This is a genomic window from Neisseria sp. 74A18 (genome assembly GCF_001308005.1).
GTDB lineage: Bacteria > Pseudomonadota > Gammaproteobacteria > Burkholderiales > Neisseriaceae > Neisseria > Neisseria dumasiana.
Genome location: NZ_LGZA01000021.1, coordinates 1 through 18,513, shown reverse-complemented (window position 1 = coordinate 18,513; position 18,513 = coordinate 1). Strand labels below are relative to the sequence as shown.

Here is an 18,513-nt window from a genome sequence, read left to right as displayed (position 1 = left end):
CCATTAACATGGGCAACATGGGCGTGGAGGGGATACCGTTAAGCGGTTTCACAGCCCATCTGTATGACAAAGGTTGACCGGCGTGATGGTTTTGTAAAAATAGTCAAAAATTTTAGAATGCTTCATTAATAAAATCTGATTTAGTATTTTTACGTTAATTTTAGATAAATTATTTTTAGGTTTATCGTGTGAAATTGCCATTGTGAATGGCTTTTTAACGGTTTGTTGCGGATGTGTTACAGCTGTAACGAATCCGAATTTTGGCGGCATACCGGTTGTTTCGAAGCATTTTGTTCGAAAATATGATTTGATAAAAAAAGTTTGAATTGATTTTAATATTCTGTTTTTAATATATAAAATTAATTTATTTTTGATTTGTGTGCAAAATTTCCAAGCCGTCTGAAAAATATTTTTTGCAAAACGAATCATGAATTTCAAGCCGTTTATTTAACCGTTTATCATAAAAATGATTACGCATGTAATTTGTTTGGCATAATTACATTTGTTAAATTATGTTTATATTGGATAAGTTGAATTATGAAACGGCCGATGTTTGTAACGGTTTTTGCATCGTTTTTAATTGTTATGTCTTTGCTTTCGGTTGGGGTTATGACGCTAAGTCATAATTATTCCGATATGCAGGAGGTAATCCGTCACATGCCTCTGCTGTTGGGCATTCATATCGCAGGCGGCTGGGGAACGGTAATCAACATTGTCGCGGGTATTGCCATGCTTCGGGCGAAAAACTGGGGGCGTTGGCTTTATGTGTTGTGCGGTTCGGCCGGCATGGTTTTTAATGTAACGGCATCGCCCGATAAGCCGATGCTGCTTTACGGTATGGTGTTGTTTATCTGTATCGTGTATTTTTTGTTCCGTTCGCGGACACATTTTTATTTTCAAACTTCCGGTGGGATAGGTAATGCGTAGTTTTTTAAGTGTCATATTTTATTCCGGTGCGCTGTTTTGTTTTTATATGTTTGGTTTGACTTCGTTTATTTCGACACAAACTGTGGTGGATAAATGGTCGGCATTGTTGGCTTTTTCTGCCGTCGGTGCGGTTTTGTTTGTAGTGGCTTTGGCTTTGGGCCGGTTTAAGAATTGGCGTTTCCGTTCGGGGCTGTTGTTGCTGATTGCGTGTTTGGTGGTGTGCGGTGTTATTTTTGCTATTTTGATTGCGCCCGGTATCTCGATTATTGCCGGGGCGGGTAATGTGGTGTCGTTGAAAGATTTCGGCGATTACCGAACCGGCGGAGTGGTTCTTGCTCTGTATTTGGTTGTTGCTGCCGGGTTGGTGCTGTGGCACGCAAAAGTAACGAATTTGAAAATGAAAATTGATGCGTTGAAACAGAGGGTTCAGCGTTTGTAATCAGGTTGGAGTCAATAGTTGTTGCCTATATCGGTGCGTGCCGTGGCAACGCTGATTTTGATGTGAGGCTGTGAAGAGGCCGTCTGAAAAGTGTGTTTTCAGACGGCCTTTTTGATTATTGATTGTCAACCTTGTGCTTTATTCCGCAAACTTCGGTTGCCGTTTTCATTTTTCGATATTGGGATATACTGCCATTGTTTTATTTGCTATACGGCATGATTTTTTACAAGAGAAAACCGATGAAAACGATTTTAATAACCGGCTGTTCCAGCGGTATCGGCTACGATACCGCCAAACAGCTTCATCAGGCGGGGTGGCGGGTGTTTGCTTCTTGCCGGAACATGGATGATGTGGAACGCTTGCGCGCGGAAGGATTGATAGACGCCCTGCAATTGGATGTTGCCGACAGCAGCAGTATCCGCTCGGCTTTTGATGCGGTCATGCAGCAAACAGGCGGTGCGTTGGATGCCTTGTTTTGTAATGCGGGCTACGGGCAAGTGGGTGCGGTGGAAGATGTGCCGAGGCAAGCCTTGAGAGAACAGTTTGAAACCAATGTGTTTGGTGCGTGGGAATGTATTACGTTGGCGATGAAAGTGTTCCGTCGCCAAGGGCACGGAAGGATTTTGGTTAACAGCAGTATTTTGGGCTTTGCCGCTATGCCTTGGAGAGGGGCTTATAACAGCACTAAGTTTGCTTTGGAAGGCATGTGCGACACATTGCGTCATGAAACTCATGGCAGCGGGATTTTTGTGAGCTTGGTCGAACCGGGGCCGATTGCTACGCGTTTCCGTCAAAATGCTTTGAAAAAACTGCATGAACACATTGATATTGCATCCAGCGTGCATGCCGCTAACTATCGTTTTCAACTCAACCGCCTTGAGCAAGAGGGAGACGCGGCACCGTTTACAATGTCTTCTCCCGACTGTGCCAAAATATGTGTGCAGGCATTAACGGCAGAAAAGCCTAAAGCACGTTATCTGGTTACGTTTCCTACGGTGTTGTTTTGGTATTTGAAGCGCTTGTTGCCGACCGTGCTGCTCGACCGTTTGCAGCGGAGTGCAGTAGAGGGGCAGGGTAAATGAATACGCTTTATTTGGCTTCCGGCAGCCCGCGCCGTCGGGAAATATTAGAAAATTTGGGATACCGAGTTGCCCGTTTGCCGGCAGACATCGACGAAACACCTTATCCGCACGAATCGGCAGCGGTTTATGTGGCGCGAATGGCTTTTGAGAAAAATGCGGCGGCGGTAGCCCATTGGCAAGGGCAATATCCTTTTGTGCCTGAGTATCCGTTGTTGAGTGCGGATACCACTGTGGCTCTGCACAACCATATTTTGGGAAAGCCCGAATCGACTAACGATGCGTTTGCCATGCTGAAACGCCTTTCGGGAACAACGCATCAGGTGTTAACGGCAGTATGCGTGTATTGGCAAGGGCAAACCCATGCGTTGATGCAGCAGAGCGATGTTGTGTTCAAGCCTTTGGCTGATGAAGAAATCAGCGCTTATATCGCCGGCGGAGAGCCTATGGATAAAGCGGGTGCTTACGGTATTCAGGGATTGGGCGGAATATTTGTAGAGCGGTTGTCGGGCAGTTTCACGGGAGTGATGGGGTTGCCGGTTTTTGAAACGATAGCGCTGCTTCAATCATTGGGGCTGGCGGTGCCGCCTTTTCAGACGGCCTGAGACCTTTGCAAAGCCCCCATCTGCGTTGCATTTCTGCGTTGTGCGCTGCCCGCTCGTTTGCCTATCTGTATGATATGTCTGCATTCGCTGTGCTGCTACGCCTTGAACTGCATCCGCATCTTGGGGGCAAAGGTCTCGGTCTGATATGGCAAACATACGCTTTTTGATAATGCGCCTTAAGGGTAGTAACCTGCTCCTAAAATGCAGGGTTTATGCGCACCGGTAGCATGATAAGGATTGCTCGGAATGCGGTTAATCCAGCAGGCAGCCAACCAACCGAAGGCGGCAGCCTCCATCCATTGCGGATCTAAGTTGAGGGCGAGGCTGCTGTGCAAACGGATGTTTTGGGCAGAAAAGTGTTGTTTCAGGCTTTCCATTAACGATGAATTTTGTATGCCGCCGCCGCAAACGAAAATGTTGCGCACTTCGGGGGCGGCATACAGAACTGCGTCGGCAATGGTTTGCGCCGTGTATTCGAGTAGGGTTTTTAATACGTCGTGAGGGTTGAGGCCGTCTGAAAGTTGGGGCAGCAGCCATGATAAGGAAAACAGCTCGCGACCGGTGCTTTTAGGATAAGGCTGTGAAAAATAAGGATGGCTGAGCAAGGTGGCCAGCAGTTCGGGCAGCACCTTGCCCTGCGATGCTTTGATACCGTTTTCGTCATAAGGTTGATGCCAGATGTGCTGAACCCACGCATCCATCAGCATATTGCCGGGGCCGGTGTCGAACCCGAAAGCAGGTTGGTGGGGCGGGAGCACGCTGATATTGGCGATACCGCCGATATTCAGCACTACGCGGGTTTCTGTATCGCTTCGGAATAAAGCTTGGTGGAAGGCAGGGACCAGCGGCGCACCTTGCCCGCCTGCCGCCAAGTCGCGGCTGCGGAAGTCGCCTACGGTTGTGATGCCGGTAAGCTCGGCCAGCAGGGGTAGATTGCCCAATTGGATGCTGTAACTCGACTCGGGAGCATGGCGCACGGTTTGGCCGTGGCAGCCGATGGCGGTAATCCGGTCGGCGTGCAGTTGGGTTTTGTCGAGCAGCTGATGCACGGTTTCGGCATATAGCCGACTTAACTCTTGTGCCAGCATCATGCTGTTATGCAGCTCGTTAAAGCCGGTATTTTGCAGTGCCAGCAAATCTTGTTTCAGACGGCCGGGATAAGGCGTGAACGCATGGGCTTCGGCTGCCAGCCAGCGGTTGCCGTTCATGCGTACCAGCACGGCATCGACACCGTCCATGCTGGTACCGGACATCAAACCGATATAGAGTTGGCTATCCATCGTAAATAAGGCCGTCTGAAAAAGCATTATTGTAACGTGATTTTGTTTGGCACGGACAATAGCTGCAGTTAGAAATACCCAATAGAGTATTTGCATGACGACGTGCGGCAATATCTTTATAATAGATGTAGTAAAAAGTATTCCGCTCGGCAGTTACCGTTTGAATGGGCGGGAATATTTACAACGGTTATTGTTCCGTTTTATTGTTAATGTAAACAGCGAGGTTCACAATCTATATGAACTCACCATCTATACAGAAAATCAATTTTGCATTTGCCGCCTTGCTGTTGGGCATGGTCGGCTATTTTATCTTTTGGGGGTTGGGTTATACCAACCAAAGCCATACCTCGCTGTTTCTGCTGGCTACTTTTTTCGGTGTGTTTATGGCGTTCAACATCGGCGGTAACGATGTTGCCAACTCTTTCGGCACCAGTGTGGGCGCCGGAACGCTGACTATTCCGCAAGCTTTGATTATTGCCGCGATTTTTGAAGTGAGCGGCGCCGTGATTGCCGGCGGGCAGGTAACCGACACCATCCGCAAAGGCATCATCGATCTGAACCAGATGCATTTGGAGCCGATGCAGTTTGTATACATCATGATGTCGGCTCTGCTGGCTGCCGCTTTGTGGCTGCTGTTTGCCACCAAGAAAGGTTTGCCGGTATCGACAACCCACGCGATTATCGGCGGCATCGTCGGCAGTGCGCTGTGTTTGGGTGTGATGAGCGGCGGCAGCAATGCGTTTGCATTGGTTCAATGGGACAACATTGCTGAAATCGCCATCTCTTGGGTGCTTTCTCCCGTTTTAGGCGGCTTGGTGTCTTTCATTCTGTTTTCACAAATAAAAAAACATGTGCTGGATTACAACTATGCAGCCGAAGAAAACTTAAAATCCATCAAGCAGGAAAAGAAAGCTTATAAAGCCCAGCACCGCCTGTATTTTGAAAGTTTGGATGAAGCCGCCAAAATCGAATGTGCCACGGCTATGGCGCGCGATGCGCAGATTTACGGCGAATCCGATTTAGATCCCAATGAGCTTGAGTCTTTATACTACAAAGGCTTATATGAAATAGATAACCGCAAAAACAGCATCGATGCTTATAAAGCCCTGCATTCGTGGGTGCCGATTATCGCTTCTTTGGGCGGCATGATGATTGCGGCGATGCTGATTTTCAAAGGTTTGAAGAATCTCGAATTGGGTATGAGCAATGTGGGTAGCTTTCTCACCATCTTTATGATTGGTGCGGCTATTTGGATGGCTACGTTTATCTATGCCAAAACGTTGAAGCGTAAAGATTTGGGCAAGTCAACTTTTCTGATATTCAGCTGGATGCAGGTGTTTACCGCCGCAGGGTTTGCATTTAGCCATGGTGCCAACGATATCGCCAACGCCATCGGCCCGTTTGCGGCTATTATGGATGTATTGCGTACCGGAGACATCGGAGCCCAAGCTCCCGTTCCCCCTGTGGCCATGTTGACTTTCGGTATCGCTTTGATTGTAGGTTTGTGGTTTATCGGTAAAGAAGTGATTCAAACCGTGGGAACCAGTTTGGCGGAAATGCACCCATCTTCCGGTTTTGCTGCCGAGCTGGCCGCCGCATCGGTTGTTATGCTTGCTTCGTTGATGGGCTTGCCGGTGTCGAGTACCCACATTTTGGTGGGTGCGGTGTTGGGCATCGGTTTGGTTAACCGCAATGCCAACTGGGCGTTGATGAAGCCGATCGGTTTGGCATGGATAATCACCCTTCCTGCGGCGGCGGTGTTATCGGTTGTCTGCTTCTTGGTGCTGCGCAGCGTATTCGGATAAGCAAACGATATTTCAGAAGGCCTCAGAGTATCGGCTCTTAAAGCCGTCTGAAAAAACTGTTTTGGAGCAATTTTATTAAGTTTGAATCAGATAAATATATGATTGCTGTAATGATTGAAAAACGGAGTCCGGTTTCAGACTCCGTTTTTTATTTGCTCGCAGGCTTACATAGAACCTGCGGCGGCTTCGTTCAAGCGGGTTTCAAAAGCGGTCAGATCAATACCGGCCTGTTTGGCCGCCGACACGGCTTCAGCTACCGGCATGCCTTCAGCCACTTGATGATAAGCCCAAAGCAAAGAGCAGCGCGTGCCGGTGCGGCAATAAGCTAATACGGGCTGTTGTGCTTCTGCCAATAAGTCTTGGAAACGGTCAACATCTTGCCGGTTAATAGACGGAGCAACCACCGGCTGATGAACAACATGCCGGATGCCTGCTGCTTCGCACCATTGTTTGATTTGTTGGAAAGCGGGTTGGCCGTCTTCTTCACCGTCGGGGCGGTTGCAGATAATGCTTTGAATGCCGAGGTCGGCGGCGTTCTGAATATCTGTTTGGGTTAACTGCGGAGAAACATACAGCCGGTTTGCGAGTTGTCGGATTGCCATGTCGTGCCTTTCTGAGGTTGGTTTCAGGTTGTGGGGTGAGGCCGTCTGAAAATATATGGATGGACTCCGGGCGTTGCTGAATATCGGGCGCAAGGCTTCATGATTTCAGCCATTGGTCGAACAGCACGAGGTCTGCTATATGCAGAAACGCGGTATCCGCCTTAATGTTTTGTACGGTGAGCAGCGTTTCGCGCAATACGCCCTGCCTAAAGTAATGTATCTGTATTTGTTCGCCGGCCTGAAATTGAGACCATTGTTTTTCAAAAGCGGTGCAGGCGAAACCGTTTAATGCAATGATTTTGTCTTGAGGGCAAAGAGCTGCCTGTTCCGCACTGCCGCCGTTGAATACATGGGTAAGGGTAATGCCGTCTGAAACTTGCTTGAAGCGTGCGCCGAAATCGGTAGCCGGCTCGTCTGCACGGGGCGCATCTTTAAGTAAGCCGCCGCCGTGGCTGCGTGGCGCTGCACGCCAATTTAATGATATGCCGGCATATTTCAGGCAGGCTTCCAAGGGCAAGTCTTGAGTTGAATATAAGGCCGTCTGAAAAAAAGCTTGCAGATCAATGCCGGTAATCTCTTGGCAATACACTTGCCATTGTTGTTCGGGAATGCCTTTGCCGTGTTCGAGCCAGTTGCGGTACAAGTGCTGCATAACGGTGTCCAGACTTTGGGTGCCGCCGCTCTTTTGGCGGATCAACAAATCCAAACACAGTGCGGCCAAAGCTCCTTTCTGATAATAGCTAACGATGGCGTTAGGGCTGTTTTCATCCTGCTTGTAAAATTTGTTCCATGCGGTAAAGCTGGATTGGGCCAAAGTTTGTTTCAGACGGCCTTTGTGCAGTTGAACACGCGTTATGCCTGCCGCCAGCAATTTCAGATAAGTTTCCGAGTCGATCACGCCGCTGCGCAGCAGAAACCAATCATCGTAATAAGAAGTAATGCCTTCGAACGCCCAAAGCTGCTCGGTGTAGTTTTCGTGATCCAAACGGTAAGGTGCAAATACTTCGGGCTTAATGGATTTGACATTCCAAGCATGGAAATATTCATGGCTGAACAACCCCAGCAGTTGCACATAACTTTCGCAAGGTTTCTCCATGTTCAAAGAAGGAAGGCTGTGCCTGTCGGCAAACAAAGCCGTGCTGCTGGTATGCTCCAGCCCGCCGTAAAGATCGTCGCCCACATGAAGCAGGAACAGATATTCTTCAAACGGAGCAGGGGAGGGGAACATGTTAAGTTGGGCGGTACAGATCTTACGAACGTCATCGACCAGTCTTTCACGGTCGAAATCACGGTAAACCCCGCTCAAAACAATACGGTGCGCAATGCCGCAGGCGTCAAACGAAAGCGTTTCAAAACAACCCAATTCAACAGGATGGTCGATCAGCCGGGCATAAGAGGCCGTCTGAAAAGTGTGATGACCAATTTTCGGAAGCGAGGTCGCGATATCCCACGAATCAGGAAGATCTTTAAAAATAATTTGATGGGGCAGGTGTTCATACCCGGAAACATTCAGCAGCAAGCACGCACCGTCGAAAAAACCGCGGTCTTGGTTAAGGAACGAACTGCGAACCGATAAATCATAACCATATACGGTGTAGTAGATTTCCCACTTGCCGCTCACAGATTCTGTTTGCCAACAGTTTTTAGACAATTGGCGCAGAGATTGGGGCGTTCCGTTGCAAACAGCTTTGATGCTGACGATGTGACGGGAGAAATCACGGATAAGATAGCTGCCCGGAACCCAGTTTGGGAGTTTGATTTGTAAAGGATTGTTATTTTTTTGCGCGAAGCTGAGGCAAATCTGCCATTCGTGCGACAAAGTTTGCGGGCGTATAGTATATAGGAGCATGAGACTGCCTTAGATTGTTAAGTTTTGTTTTTCTTAATTGAAAGTGTTTGACCTGAATCAAGAAAGATGATGTAGGTAATCTATAATCTAACAAAATATGATGGAACGCAACCGGCATTTACAGGCACAAAACCGGTATTCTGCCGATTAAACTTGGTGTCGTACAGGTTTTGATTTAGAATGTGAAAGTTAAACCGCATTTGAGTATGAATGATAAATACGGGCGGTGTTAAATTAAGAAAAATCGGGTGTATCTTGCGTGTGTATGAGCAAGCCGGAGCAAACCGATAAGTGTTAAATGCCATGTTTAATGGAGACCCTTATGGAAACGCAAACTTATAACTACAAGGTGGTGCGCCAATTTGCCATCATGACTGTAGTTTGGGGCATTGTGGGTATGTTGGTCGGCGTTATCGCAGCCGCCCAGCTGTTTGCTCCTGTGCTGAATCTCTCTGATATCGGATCGTGGTTCCACTTCGGCCGTATCCGTCCGCTGCATACCAATGCCGTTATTTTCGCTTTCGGCGGCTGCGGTTTGTTTGCCACATCTTATTACGTTGTCCAACGTACTTGTAACGTGCGCTTGTTCGGCGGCAAATTCCTGCCTGCCTTTACCTTTTGGGGTTGGCAGCTGGTTATCGTGCTGGCGGCAATCACGTTGCCTTTAGGCTATACCCAAGGCAAAGAATATGCCGAGTTGGAGTGGCCTATCGATATCCTGATCGCCTTGGTGTGGGTTGCCTATGGCATTGTGTTCTTCGGAACCATCGCCACCCGAAAAATCAAGCACATCTATGTTGCAAACTGGTTCTACGGTGCATTCATTCTTGCTGTGGCGTTGCTGCACATCGTAAACAACCTCAGCATTCCTTCGGGCATGATGAAGTCTTACCCGATTTATTCAGGTGCGATTGATGCCATGGTTCAATGGTGGTACGGTCACAACGCGGTAGGCTTTTTCTTAACGGCAGCCTTCTTGGGCATGATGTATTACTTCGTTCCCAAACAAGCAGGCCGCCCGGTTTATTCTTACCGTTTGTCTGTGGTTCACTTCTGGGCCCTGATTTTTACCTATATGTGGGCAGGCCCTCACCATCTGCACTATACTGCATTGCCCGACTGGACCCAATCTTTGGGTATGGTTCTGTCGTTGATTCTTTTTGCGCCTTCTTGGGGCGGTATGATCAACGGTATCATGACACTTTCAGGTGCATGGCATAAACTGCGCACCGATCCTATCTTGAAGTTTTTGGTTGTTTCTCTGTCTTTCTACGGTATGTCTACCTTTGAAGGGCCGATGATGTCTATCAAAACAGTGAACGCCTTGAGCCACTATACCGATTGGACCGTAGGTCACGTACATTCGGGTGCTTTAGGCTGGGTGGGCTTTGTTACTATTGGTGCAATTTACTACCTGATCCCTCGTTTGTTCGGCCGTAAAGAAATGCATAGCATTAAACTGATTGAGGCGCATTTCTGGATTGCTACCGTCGGCGTGGTTCTGTATATCTCTTCAATGTGGATTTCAGGCGTGATGCAAGGCCTGATGTGGGGCGCATTGAACGACGATGGTACCTTAACTTACTCTTTTGTTGAGTCTGTAAAACGCAGTATGCCTTTCTATATGATCCGTTTTGCCGGTGGTGTGCTGTATCTTAGCGGCATGCTGATCATGGCATACAACGTTTACCGTACCGTTCTCGGCGGCAAAGCGGTTGATGCTGAAATTCCTGCCGTTTCACAAGCGCAACACCACTAAAATAATACAAGAAAGACAGGCTACCAAAATGAAATTGCAACAATTAGTCGAAGAAAAAGTCGGAGTATTGATTGTATTCACTTTCTTGGTTATCAGCTTCGGACTTTTAATCGAAATTGTACCGTTGTTTTTTACCAAGTCGGTTACCGAACCGATTAAGGGTGTAAAACCATACTCTGCGCTACAAGTGGCAGGACGTGATATCTATGTACGTGAAGGGTGTTATAACTGCCACTCTCAAATGATTCGTCCGTTCCGTGCTGAAACCGAACGTTATGGCCATTATTCCGTGGGTGGAGAATCGGTTTATGACCGTCCGTTCCAATGGGGTTCAAAACGTACCGGCCCTGATTTGGCCCGTGTAGGCGGTCGTTATTCAGATGAATGGCACCGTATCCACTTGCTGAATCCCCGTGATGTTGTGCCGGAATCTAACATGCCTGCATTCCCTTGGCTGGCTCGTAATAAAGTTAATGTGGAAGCAACTGTTAGCAATATGAAAGCACTGCGTGCAGTCGGAACACCTTACAGTGATGAAGAAATTGAAAAAGCCCCTCAAGAATTAGAAAACAAATCAGAGCTTGATGCGGTGATTGCCTATCTGCAAGGATTAGGCTTGGCACTGAAAAATGTAAGGTAACATCATGGATATCAACTGGGTTCGCTCGCTTTTTACGGTGTGGGTATTTATTAGTTTCGTATTGGTTCTTTATATTGTATTGAGCAAGCGTAACAAACGTAATTACGATGATGCTGCCAACAGCATTATGGAAGATAACGATACCCCTGATAACGATAAAAGCGGGCATTAACCCAGTTACCCCGTGACAACGGAGCAAATAATGAACACAACTTCCCAATTTACCAGTAATTTCTGGAATATTTATATTGCCGTTATCGTTTTACTCAGCTTTATCGGTTTGGCTTGGCTTTTACTTTCGCAGAATAAAGTTAAAGCTCCTCCAAAAGGCGAAGATGTTAAAACCATGGGTCATTCGTGGGACGGCATTGAAGAATATAACAATCCTCTTCCGCGCTGGTGGTTTTGGCTTTATGTAGGCACTTGGGTTTTCGGAGCGGTATACTTATTTCTATATCCCGGCTTGGGTGATTACAAAGGCTATTTGAATTGGACAAGCCAAAACCAGTATGAAAAAGAAGTTAAAAAAGCCGATGAGCAATATGGCAAGCTGTATGCTAAGTTCGCCAATATGCCTGTTGAAGACGTGGCCAAAGATCCCCAAGCCCAACGCATCGGCAAAAATCTTTTTGATACTTACTGTATTCAGTGTCACGGTTCAGATGCAAAAGGTTCCAAAGGTTTTCCCAACTTGACGGATCACGATTGGTTGTGGGGTGGAGAACCTGAGCAAATCAAAGAAACCCTTAAGAAAGGCCGCGTAGGTATTATGGCTGCTTGGGGTCCTGCTTTGGGTGAGGAGCGGGTTAAAGATGTTGCAAACTATGTAATGTCTTTATCTAAGGGCAAAGATCAATATGATGAAGCCCGTGCCGAACGAGGTAAAGCATTGTTTAACGGTGCGCCCGCCAACTGTTTTACTTGTCATGGCGATAAAGGTCAAGGTGTGCAAGGTTTGGGCCCAAATCTAACTGACAATGTATGGTTGTGGGGCGGAACCCAAAAGGCAATTATCGAAACCATTACCAACGGTCGCCATAACCAAATGCCGGCATGGGATAACTTTTTGGATAAAGATAAGCTGCATATTATGACTGCTTATGTTTGGGGATTATCTAACAAAGGCGGAAAACCGGCTTCAGATAAAAAAGCAGAAGCCAAAGCTGTGCAACCGGTAGAAGCATCTGCCCCTAATATTTCTGCTCAAGCAGTTCCGGCAGAGGATAAGGCCGAGGTTATTTATGATACTCAGGCAGGACAAGCCGTTGCTACTTTCTATTTTGCTACCGGAAAAAGCGATATTGCAGCCAATGCAGATAAAGTGCTGCCGGACTTAATTAAAGCAGGTAAAGAAGGCAAAAAACTGGTTGTGAGTGGCTATACCGATAGTACCGGCAATGCGGCAGCTAATGCCGAGTTATCTAAAAAGCGTGCTCAGGCAGTAGAAGCGTTTTTGAAAGCTCAAGGCGTAGATGTAAAAAATATCGAGTTGAGAAAACCTGAAAATATTACAGCCGCCAAAGGTAATGATGCTTCGGGTCGTCGAGTAGATGTCAAAGTCGAATAAAAATAGGTAATGCTTATCAATAAAAATGCTCCCGCTCTTAAGGTCGGGGGCAATTTTGCATCAGCGATTTATTTAAACAGCTTTTTCTGTATATAGAGAGATGCCTGTTAAACTGCTCATATTCTTTATATAGTTCTCGACTTTTTCAGGAAATACGATATCTTTCACAATAGTGAGATTTCTCAATATAGGAAATACATGAATATCTTCCATGCTTATTTCCTTATTCAAAGCTTGTTCAGACTGAATTAAATCTACCAATGTAACTAAATCTTGATGAATCTGCTGCAAATATTCATTTGTTTTTTCTAAGTTGTTTTGAAAACTGCCTATATTTTGTTCTTTTTTATGCACAAAATAATCTATGGCTTTTTGAGTGGAAAATTCAGGCAAGTCGATCAAAACAGTACGTGGCTGGATTAATTTGGATGAGTATGAGTTAACTTTATCTAACCAAGTTTGTATTTCTGTTCTGATTTCCTCTTTCAGACGGCCTTCATTTGATAGCCCGTCGATATATCGGACAATATCTAAACTTTCACCCATATATGAGCCATCTTGTTTTTGCAAAATAGGCACCTGTTTTGCACCAATCATTCCAATTGGCGTGTCCTCGTCATCGTTCTGTAATATGATTTGTTCGGCATCTATTCCCTTAATGCCTAAAATCATACGCGCACGAACGCAAAAAGGGCAGTGATCATAAATATAGAGTTTCATAACCTGATTCCTTTGTTGATAAATGTATCAACATTATAGCTAATGCCGATACAAGCTCCAGCATTTGTGTGTTGAATGAGTTTGGGGTTAGTTGCAATGGTGGTTACGATTAATATGCATTTATAGTGTTTTCTCTCTCGATTTTCCCTATCAACGGTTATTGAAAATTTTAGAGAAATATTATGTTGAGATGATTTCTCCCAACATTCCTTCGTACACTGCCTAAACTTGTAAAAGCGTGCAAACACCAATATAATTCACATCTTTACAGGCATGTAGCTCAGTTGGTTAGAGCATCACCTTGACATGGTGGGGGTCGTTGGTTCGAATCCAATCATGCCTACCATTTTGCATAACAACAAGCTTATGTTTGTTGTTTATTATTTTATCAGGCCGTCTGAAAAGGCCTTTTGTCGGTTTTGGAGTATCTTGATGATCAATATTACTTTGCCGGACGGTTCTGTCCGTCAGTTCGAACAACCCGTCAGTGTGGCCGAAGTGGCTGCGTCAATAGGAGCGGGTTTGGCAAAAGCTACCGTGGCAGGCAAAGTAAACGGGATACTGGTGGATGCATCCGATAAAATAACTTCAGATGCACATGTGCAAATTATCACCCCTAAAGATGAAGAGGGATTGGAAATCATCCGCCATTCTTGCGCACATCTGGTTGGTCACGCAGTTAAACAACTGTATCCTGATGCTAAGATGGTAATCGGTCCGGTAATTGAAGACGGTTTCTATTATGACATAGCAACAGACAAGCCGTTTACGCCGGAAGATATGGCCAAAATCGAAACGCGCATGAAGGAGCTGATTGCTCAAGATTATGATGTGATAAAGGTAATGGCGCCTCGGGCAGAAACCATTAAAACTTTTGAAGCGCGCGGAGAGGATTATAAGTTGCGGCTGATTGACGACATGCCTGAAGTCGATGCTATGGGTTTGTATTATCATCAAGAATATGTAGATATGTGCCGTGGCCCGCATGTGCCGAATACCCGCTTCTTAAAGAATGTCAAATTAACCAAATTGGCGGGAGCTTACTGGCGCGGCGACAGCAACAATGAAATGTTGCAACGTATTTATGGTACTGCGTGGGCCACTAAAGAAGACTTAAAAGCCTACATTATCCGAATGGAAGAGGCCGAAAAGCGCGATCACCGTAAATTAGGCAAGCAACTTGATTTGTTCCATCTTCAAGATGAAGCGCCGGGCATGGTGTTTTGGCATCCCCGTGGCTGGACTTTATGGCAAATCATCGAACAGCATATGCGTCGCGAGTTAGATGAAGCAGGCTATCGCGAAGTAAAAACCCCGCAAATTATGGACAAATCATTTTGGGAAAAGTCCGGACATTGGGAAAACTATAAAGACAACATGTTTTTGACCGCATCGGAAAAACGCGAGTATGCAGTCAAACCAATGAACTGTCCCGGCCATGTGCAGATTTTTAATCACGGCTTACGGTCGTATCGTGACCTGCCGATGAGATTGGCTGAATTCGGGTCTTGTCATCGAAATGAACCTTCGGGGGCGTTACATGGTCTGATGCGGGTGCGTGGATTTGTTCAAGATGATGCTCATATTTTCTGTACTGAAGAGCAAATTACCCAAGAAGCCAAAGCGTTTAACGAATTGGTTATGAAAGTTTATAAACAATTCGGTTTCGATAACGTTAGCGTTAAATTATCCCTTCGACCGGAAAAGCGGGCAGGTTCTGACGATATTTGGGACAAGGCAGAGCAAGGTTTGCGGGATGCTTTGATGGCTTGCGGTATAGAATGGGAAGAATTGCCGGGCGAGGGTGCATTCTACGGCCCTAAAGTGGAATATCACATTAAAGATGCTATCGGTCGTTCTTGGCAGTGCGGCACTATTCAATTGGATTTTGTATTGCCGGAACGTTTAGGTGCAGAATATGTAACCGAAGACAATGGCCGTGCCAGACCGGTAATGCTGCATCGCGCCATTTTAGGATCGATGGAGCGCTTTATCGGCATTTTGATCGAGAACCATGCAGGATCCTTCCCTTTATGGTTGGCGCCGGTTCAAATGGTGGTAATGAACATCACAGAAAAACAAGCCGATTATTGTCGTGAAGTGGTAGAAAAATTGCGTGAAGCCGGATTCCGTGCAGAGCTTGATTTGCGTAATGAAAAAATCGGTTACAAAATCCGCGACAATAGTCAATACCGCTATCCTTATCAAATCGTAGTCGGAGAGAATGAAAAAGAAAACGGTAAAGTCGCAGTACGCCGTAAGGCCGAAGATCTCGGCAGTATGCAGATTGAAGAGTTTGTAGCACGTTTACAGGAAGAGCTGGAAGCAGAATTTTAAATCGCTGTTTTAGGATAATATAATATTGAACATACAATGGTTTTCAACATTAAATTATGAACAGAGTAATATTCGGTAGTGCCGTTTGAAAACCACAAAATTTTGAAATCATCATGTGTTATTTTAGTTAAAACAACACATTTCTGAATCAACCTTTTAATAGGAGAAGTATCATCGCACAAGAACGCGAAGCACGAATTAATGGCGAAATTACCGCTAAAGAAGTGCGCTTAATCAGTGGCTCAGGCGAGCAGCTTGGTGTGGTTTCTTTGAAAGAAGCCTTATCTATGGCGGAGGAACAGGACGTGGATTTGGTAGAAATTTCACCAACCGCAAAGCCTCCTGTATGTAAGCTTATGGATTTTGGTAAATATAAATACCAACAAGCCAAAAAGCGCGATGAAGCCAAGAAAAACCAAAAGCAGGTGCAAATTAAAGAAATCAAATTCCGACCGGGTACCGATGAAGGAGACTACCAAATCAAGATGCGCAATATCAACCGCTTCTTGGCAGATGGTGATAAGGTAAAAGTTACCTTGCGTTTCCGTGGTCGCGAAATGGCTCACCAACAATTGGGGGCACAGCTGCTGGAGCGGGTAAAAGAAGAATTGGCGGAAGTCGGAACCGTTGAGCAGTTTCCGAAAATGGAAGGGCGTCAAATGGTTATGATGATTGCGCCTAAAAAGAAATAAAGCTATAATTTAAAGCTTGCTCCCGTTGTCGCACGGGGTAAGATTATTGATTTTTGCGGCAAAAACCGTGGTATCTGGGTCTCAAGTTTTTAAAATACAGTTTTAAAACCCCTTATGCCTTATCTAATAAATAATATGGAGTAGTTTTCCCATGCCTAAAATGAAAACCAAATCGGGCGCTAAAAAACGCTTTAAAGTACTGGGTAACGGCGGAGTGAAGCGCGCTCATGCGTTTAAGCGTCACATTCTGACCAAAAAAACCACTAAAAACAAACGTCAATTGCGTGGTACCTCTATGGTAAATGAGCGCGATTTGGCTTCTGTTGCTAAAATGTTACCCTACGCTTAAGGAGTTTGAAATATGCCACGCGTAAAACGCGGTGTTACCGCACGTGCCCGTCACAAAAAAGTAATAGCATTAGCCAAAGGCTATCGTGGTCGTCGTAAAAACGTCTATCGTGTTGCCAAACAGGCAGTAATGAAAGCCGGTCAATACGCTTATCGTGACCGTCGTCAACGCAAACGTCAATTCCGCCAACTGTGGATTGTTCGTATTAATGCCGGTGCCCGCGAAAACGGTTTGTCTTACAGCAAATTCATGAATGGCTTGAAACGTGCTGCTATTGAGATTGACCGTAAAGTATTAGCAGATTTGGCTGTATTCGATAAAGCAGCTTTTGCAGGTTTGGTAGAAAAAGCCAAAGCAGCTTTAGCTTAATATTTGCTTGCTAAAATTTAAAAAAGGAAACTTCGGTTTCCTTTTTTTATTTTGTTTTTCTGCCTTTATGTTGAACAAAAATCGATCCGGGAACTTTTCTTATCGCAGAGTCATCATCAGTATATCTATATAGCAAATAAATTTACTCCGCTAAATAGGTTGATACATCTTGGCTTGGGTGGAATGTATTTATACGAACCATAAAATTGATTTTGAGCTGCGCGTATTCATGCTGTAACAATAAATTTATATGCAATATGGCATCAGCTTAATTTTTATTGCGGCAATCCTGCGCCTTGGCCCAAGTAGAACGATTGTATAAGCCGCTAAAGCGGTAATGGAATCAGTTCCGTGCGACGTATACTGTGAGCGGCTTATTGCTTTGTATTAAAAATTAAGTTGATTGCCTAATAATAGCTGGTGTTGGATAGAAAGGGTTTAAGTTGAATAATCGCTATCAGCATATGTGTGTAACATATGATGAAAAATATAAAGCAGACTGGGTTGAAATGGCTGCAAAGCCTTTGCCGTGTTTTACGTCAACATTATTAAAAAGTTTGCTGGCATATTTTGACGATGTGCGCGCAGAAATGAAACGGAACGGAGATAAATACCGATATATTGTAGGAACTTCTGCTATAACAGGAGTGTATAACCTTGGCGGAGATTTACAGCTGTTTTCTCAGGCAATTAGAAATAGAGATCGTGATACATTAATGGCTTATGCAACAGATTGTATTGACGTTCTTTATGCAGTTATGACTCATTTGGGGTGTGAAGAGTTAACTACGATTAATTGTGTTGCGGGCGACGCCTTGGGCGGCGGTTTTGAGGGTGCTTTGGCGGGTAATGTTTTGGTGGCAGAAAAAGGTTCCCGTATGGGTCTGCCGGAAGTGATGTTTAACCTTTTCCCGGGTATGGGGGCGTATTCGATGTTGTTGCGCAAAGTCGGAGCGGGGATGGCTGAAGAAATTATTATGAGCGGTAAAATCTATACTGCCGAGCAGCTTTTTGAAATGGGAGTGGTAGATATTTTGACCGAAAAAGGTTGCGGACGTGATGCAGTGTTGCAGTATATGGAAAAAGTTGAGAAGACGCCCAACAGTTATCGGGCTATGCGAAAAGTGAAAGATTATTGTAATCCTGTTTCGTATAAAGAGCTGATAGATATTACAACGATTTGGGTAGATGCTGCGTTGAAATTGACTGAGCGTGATTTGCACGTGATGTCACATTTGTTGCATCGACAAGCCAATAAGTTTGTTAAGGTTAAAAATTAAGGGGCTGAAGTAGATTAGCCCTAAACACCACACCAAAGCCGCAAAGTTTTTAACTGCTGCTTTGGTGTCCCGAAGTTAAAACGAAATTCACATTCTTTCAAGAACAGAGGAAAAGATTTTCGGTCGATTCCGTTGTATTTGCGCAAGACACGTTTCGCCTGATTCCAAAAATTCTCAATGCCGTTGATATGGTTGTGTCGGTCGGCAAACTTTT

At 45.5% G+C, this 18,513-nt stretch carries 20 protein-coding genes, 1 tRNA gene and 1 pseudogene; 16 read left to right on the top strand and 6 right to left on the bottom strand.

Annotated elements, in window-relative coordinates:
• Positions 1-48 precede the first annotated feature (48 nt).
• Entirely contained in the window at positions 49-429 is a 381-nt protein-coding gene (locus tag AKG43_RS07700) for a hypothetical protein (RefSeq protein ID WP_054599987.1), read from the bottom strand.
• 108 nt (positions 430-537) lie between these two features.
• Here AKG43_RS07700 and AKG43_RS07695 point away from each other — a divergent pair, with 108 nt between their 5' ends.
• From AKG43_RS07695 to AKG43_RS13320, 5 genes are all read left to right on the top strand, one after another.
• Positions 538-927, top strand: coding sequence for a YbjO family protein (locus AKG43_RS07695; RefSeq protein ID WP_156300639.1), 390 nt, complete (start codon positions 538-540; stop codon positions 925-927).
• Entirely contained in the window at positions 920-1,366 is a 447-nt protein-coding gene (locus AKG43_RS07690) for a hypothetical protein (RefSeq protein WP_054599985.1), read from the top strand. Before AKG43_RS07695 ends, AKG43_RS07690 begins: the two co-directional genes overlap by 8 nt.
• Positions 1,367-1,605: 239 nt before the next feature.
• Positions 1,606-2,448, top strand: coding sequence for an SDR family NAD(P)-dependent oxidoreductase (locus AKG43_RS07685; RefSeq protein ID WP_054599984.1), 843 nt, complete (start codon positions 1,606-1,608; stop codon positions 2,446-2,448).
• A complete protein-coding gene (locus AKG43_RS07680) occupies positions 2,445-3,050 on the top strand; it encodes a nucleoside triphosphate pyrophosphatase (protein WP_054599983.1) in 606 nt (201 codons plus the stop codon). Before AKG43_RS07685 ends, AKG43_RS07680 begins: the two co-directional genes overlap by 4 nt.
• On the top strand, positions 3,011-3,217 hold the full coding sequence (locus tag AKG43_RS13320) for a signal peptidase (protein ID WP_231718134.1): 207 nt from the start codon (positions 3,011-3,013) through the stop codon (positions 3,215-3,217). The genes AKG43_RS07680 and AKG43_RS13320 overlap by 40 nt, the downstream gene beginning before the upstream one ends.
• A 9-nt stretch (positions 3,218-3,226) precedes the next feature.
• Here AKG43_RS13320 and AKG43_RS07675 read toward each other — a convergent pair whose 3' ends face one another.
• Positions 3,227-4,330: an anhydro-N-acetylmuramic acid kinase gene (locus AKG43_RS07675; protein ID WP_082403026.1), complete on the bottom strand. Its 1,104-nt coding sequence runs from the start codon at positions 4,328-4,330 to the stop codon at positions 3,227-3,229.
• Between the two features lie 236 nt (positions 4,331-4,566).
• Here AKG43_RS07675 and AKG43_RS07670 point away from each other — a divergent pair, with 236 nt between their 5' ends.
• The gene (locus AKG43_RS07670) at positions 4,567-6,135 is read left to right on the top strand and encodes an inorganic phosphate transporter (protein ID WP_054599981.1); all 1,569 of its coding nucleotides are present in this window, start codon (positions 4,567-4,569) and stop codon (positions 6,133-6,135) included.
• A gap of 164 nt (positions 6,136-6,299) precedes the next feature.
• Here AKG43_RS07670 and AKG43_RS07665 read toward each other — a convergent pair whose 3' ends face one another.
• Positions 6,300-6,737, bottom strand: a complete 438-nt coding sequence (locus AKG43_RS07665; RefSeq protein ID WP_054599980.1) for a TIGR01244 family sulfur transferase — start codon at positions 6,735-6,737, stop codon at positions 6,300-6,302.
• A gap of 97 nt (positions 6,738-6,834) precedes the next feature.
• Entirely contained in the window at positions 6,835-8,586 is a 1,752-nt protein-coding gene (locus AKG43_RS07660) for a M61 family metallopeptidase (protein ID WP_054599979.1), read from the bottom strand.
• 322 nt (positions 8,587-8,908) lie between these two features.
• Here AKG43_RS07660 and ccoN point away from each other — a divergent pair, with 322 nt between their 5' ends.
• The 4 genes from ccoN to ccoP are packed head-to-tail and all read left to right on the top strand — an operon-like array spanning position 8,909 to position 12,552.
• A complete protein-coding gene (gene ccoN / locus AKG43_RS07655; protein WP_197273135.1) occupies positions 8,909-10,345 on the top strand; it encodes a cytochrome-c oxidase, cbb3-type subunit I in 1,437 nt (478 codons plus the stop codon).
• A gap of 28 nt (positions 10,346-10,373) precedes the next feature.
• The gene (gene ccoO / locus AKG43_RS07650) at positions 10,374-10,985 is read left to right on the top strand and encodes a cytochrome-c oxidase, cbb3-type subunit II (protein WP_054599977.1); all 612 of its coding nucleotides are present in this window, start codon (positions 10,374-10,376) and stop codon (positions 10,983-10,985) included.
• 4 nt (positions 10,986-10,989) lie between these two features.
• Positions 10,990-11,157, top strand: coding sequence for a CcoQ/FixQ family Cbb3-type cytochrome c oxidase assembly chaperone (locus AKG43_RS07645; protein ID WP_054599976.1), 168 nt, complete (start codon positions 10,990-10,992; stop codon positions 11,155-11,157).
• A 30-nt stretch (positions 11,158-11,187) separates the two neighbouring features.
• Positions 11,188-12,552, top strand: a complete 1,365-nt coding sequence (gene ccoP, locus AKG43_RS07640) for a cytochrome-c oxidase, cbb3-type subunit III (protein ID WP_082403025.1) — start codon at positions 11,188-11,190, stop codon at positions 12,550-12,552.
• A gap of 72 nt (positions 12,553-12,624) precedes the next feature.
• Here the strand turns inward: ccoP and grxB are convergent, their stop codons facing one another.
• A complete protein-coding gene (gene grxB, locus AKG43_RS07635; protein ID WP_054599975.1) occupies positions 12,625-13,272 on the bottom strand; it encodes a glutaredoxin 2 in 648 nt (215 codons plus the stop codon).
• A 269-nt stretch (positions 13,273-13,541) separates the two neighbouring features.
• Between grxB and AKG43_RS07630 the strand changes: the two genes are divergently transcribed.
• The 6 genes from AKG43_RS07630 (at position 13,542) to AKG43_RS07605 (ending at position 18,299) form a co-directional block, all read left to right on the top strand.
• Positions 13,542-13,618 (top strand) — tRNA-Val (locus AKG43_RS07630).
• Between the two features lie 86 nt (positions 13,619-13,704).
• The gene (thrS, locus tag AKG43_RS07625; protein ID WP_054599974.1) at positions 13,705-15,609 is read left to right on the top strand and encodes a threonine--tRNA ligase; all 1,905 of its coding nucleotides are present in this window, start codon (positions 13,705-13,707) and stop codon (positions 15,607-15,609) included.
• Between the two features lie 170 nt (positions 15,610-15,779).
• On the top strand, positions 15,780-16,301 hold the full coding sequence (gene infC, locus AKG43_RS07620) for a translation initiation factor IF-3 (RefSeq protein WP_082403024.1): 522 nt from the start codon (positions 15,780-15,782) through the stop codon (positions 16,299-16,301).
• Positions 16,302-16,452: 151 nt separating this feature from the next.
• A complete protein-coding gene (rpmI, locus tag AKG43_RS07615) occupies positions 16,453-16,650 on the top strand; it encodes a 50S ribosomal protein L35 (protein WP_004284178.1) in 198 nt (65 codons plus the stop codon).
• 12 nt (positions 16,651-16,662) lie between these two features.
• On the top strand, positions 16,663-17,019 hold the full coding sequence (gene rplT / locus AKG43_RS07610; protein WP_054599972.1) for a 50S ribosomal protein L20: 357 nt from the start codon (positions 16,663-16,665) through the stop codon (positions 17,017-17,019).
• Positions 17,020-17,462: 443 nt separating this feature from the next.
• Entirely contained in the window at positions 17,463-18,299 is an 837-nt protein-coding gene (locus AKG43_RS07605; RefSeq protein WP_054599971.1) for a crotonase/enoyl-CoA hydratase family protein, read from the top strand.
• 20 nt (positions 18,300-18,319) lie between these two features.
• Here the strand turns inward: AKG43_RS07605 and AKG43_RS07600 are convergent.
• Positions 18,320-18,513: pseudogene (locus AKG43_RS07600) on the bottom strand (IS1595 family transposase); the annotation flags it as partial.

What these genes read in the sequence shown, in the direction of transcription:
- AKG43_RS07700 (WP_054599987.1), bottom strand. Translation starts at nt 429, where the DNA reads ATGATTCGTTTTGCAAAAAATATTTTTCAGACGGCTTGGAAATTTTGC.
- AKG43_RS07695 (WP_156300639.1), top strand. Translation starts at nt 538, where the DNA reads ATGAAACGGCCGATGTTTGTAACGGTTTTTGCATCGTTTTTAATTGTT.
- AKG43_RS07690 (WP_054599985.1), top strand. Translation starts at nt 920, where the DNA reads ATGCGTAGTTTTTTAAGTGTCATATTTTATTCCGGTGCGCTGTTTTGT.
- AKG43_RS07685 (WP_054599984.1), top strand. Translation starts at nt 1,606, where the DNA reads ATGAAAACGATTTTAATAACCGGCTGTTCCAGCGGTATCGGCTACGAT.
- AKG43_RS07680 (WP_054599983.1), top strand. Translation starts at nt 2,445, where the DNA reads ATGAATACGCTTTATTTGGCTTCCGGCAGCCCGCGCCGTCGGGAAATA.
- AKG43_RS07675 (WP_082403026.1), bottom strand. Translation starts at nt 4,330, where the DNA reads ATGGATAGCCAACTCTATATCGGTTTGATGTCCGGTACCAGCATGGAC.
- AKG43_RS07670 (WP_054599981.1), top strand. Translation starts at nt 4,567, where the DNA reads ATGAACTCACCATCTATACAGAAAATCAATTTTGCATTTGCCGCCTTG.
- AKG43_RS07665 (WP_054599980.1), bottom strand. Translation starts at nt 6,737, where the DNA reads ATGGCAATCCGACAACTCGCAAACCGGCTGTATGTTTCTCCGCAGTTA.
- AKG43_RS07660 (WP_054599979.1), bottom strand. Translation starts at nt 8,586, where the DNA reads ATGCTCCTATATACTATACGCCCGCAAACTTTGTCGCACGAATGGCAG.
- ccoN (WP_197273135.1), top strand. Translation starts at nt 8,909, where the DNA reads ATGGAAACGCAAACTTATAACTACAAGGTGGTGCGCCAATTTGCCATC.
- ccoO (WP_054599977.1), top strand. Translation starts at nt 10,374, where the DNA reads ATGAAATTGCAACAATTAGTCGAAGAAAAAGTCGGAGTATTGATTGTA.
- AKG43_RS07645 (WP_054599976.1), top strand. Translation starts at nt 10,990, where the DNA reads ATGGATATCAACTGGGTTCGCTCGCTTTTTACGGTGTGGGTATTTATT.
- ccoP (WP_082403025.1), top strand. Translation starts at nt 11,188, where the DNA reads ATGAACACAACTTCCCAATTTACCAGTAATTTCTGGAATATTTATATT.
- grxB (WP_054599975.1), bottom strand. Translation starts at nt 13,272, where the DNA reads ATGAAACTCTATATTTATGATCACTGCCCTTTTTGCGTTCGTGCGCGT.
- thrS (WP_054599974.1), top strand. Translation starts at nt 13,705, where the DNA reads ATGATCAATATTACTTTGCCGGACGGTTCTGTCCGTCAGTTCGAACAA.
- rpmI (WP_004284178.1), top strand. Translation starts at nt 16,453, where the DNA reads ATGCCTAAAATGAAAACCAAATCGGGCGCTAAAAAACGCTTTAAAGTA.
- rplT (WP_054599972.1), top strand. Translation starts at nt 16,663, where the DNA reads ATGCCACGCGTAAAACGCGGTGTTACCGCACGTGCCCGTCACAAAAAA.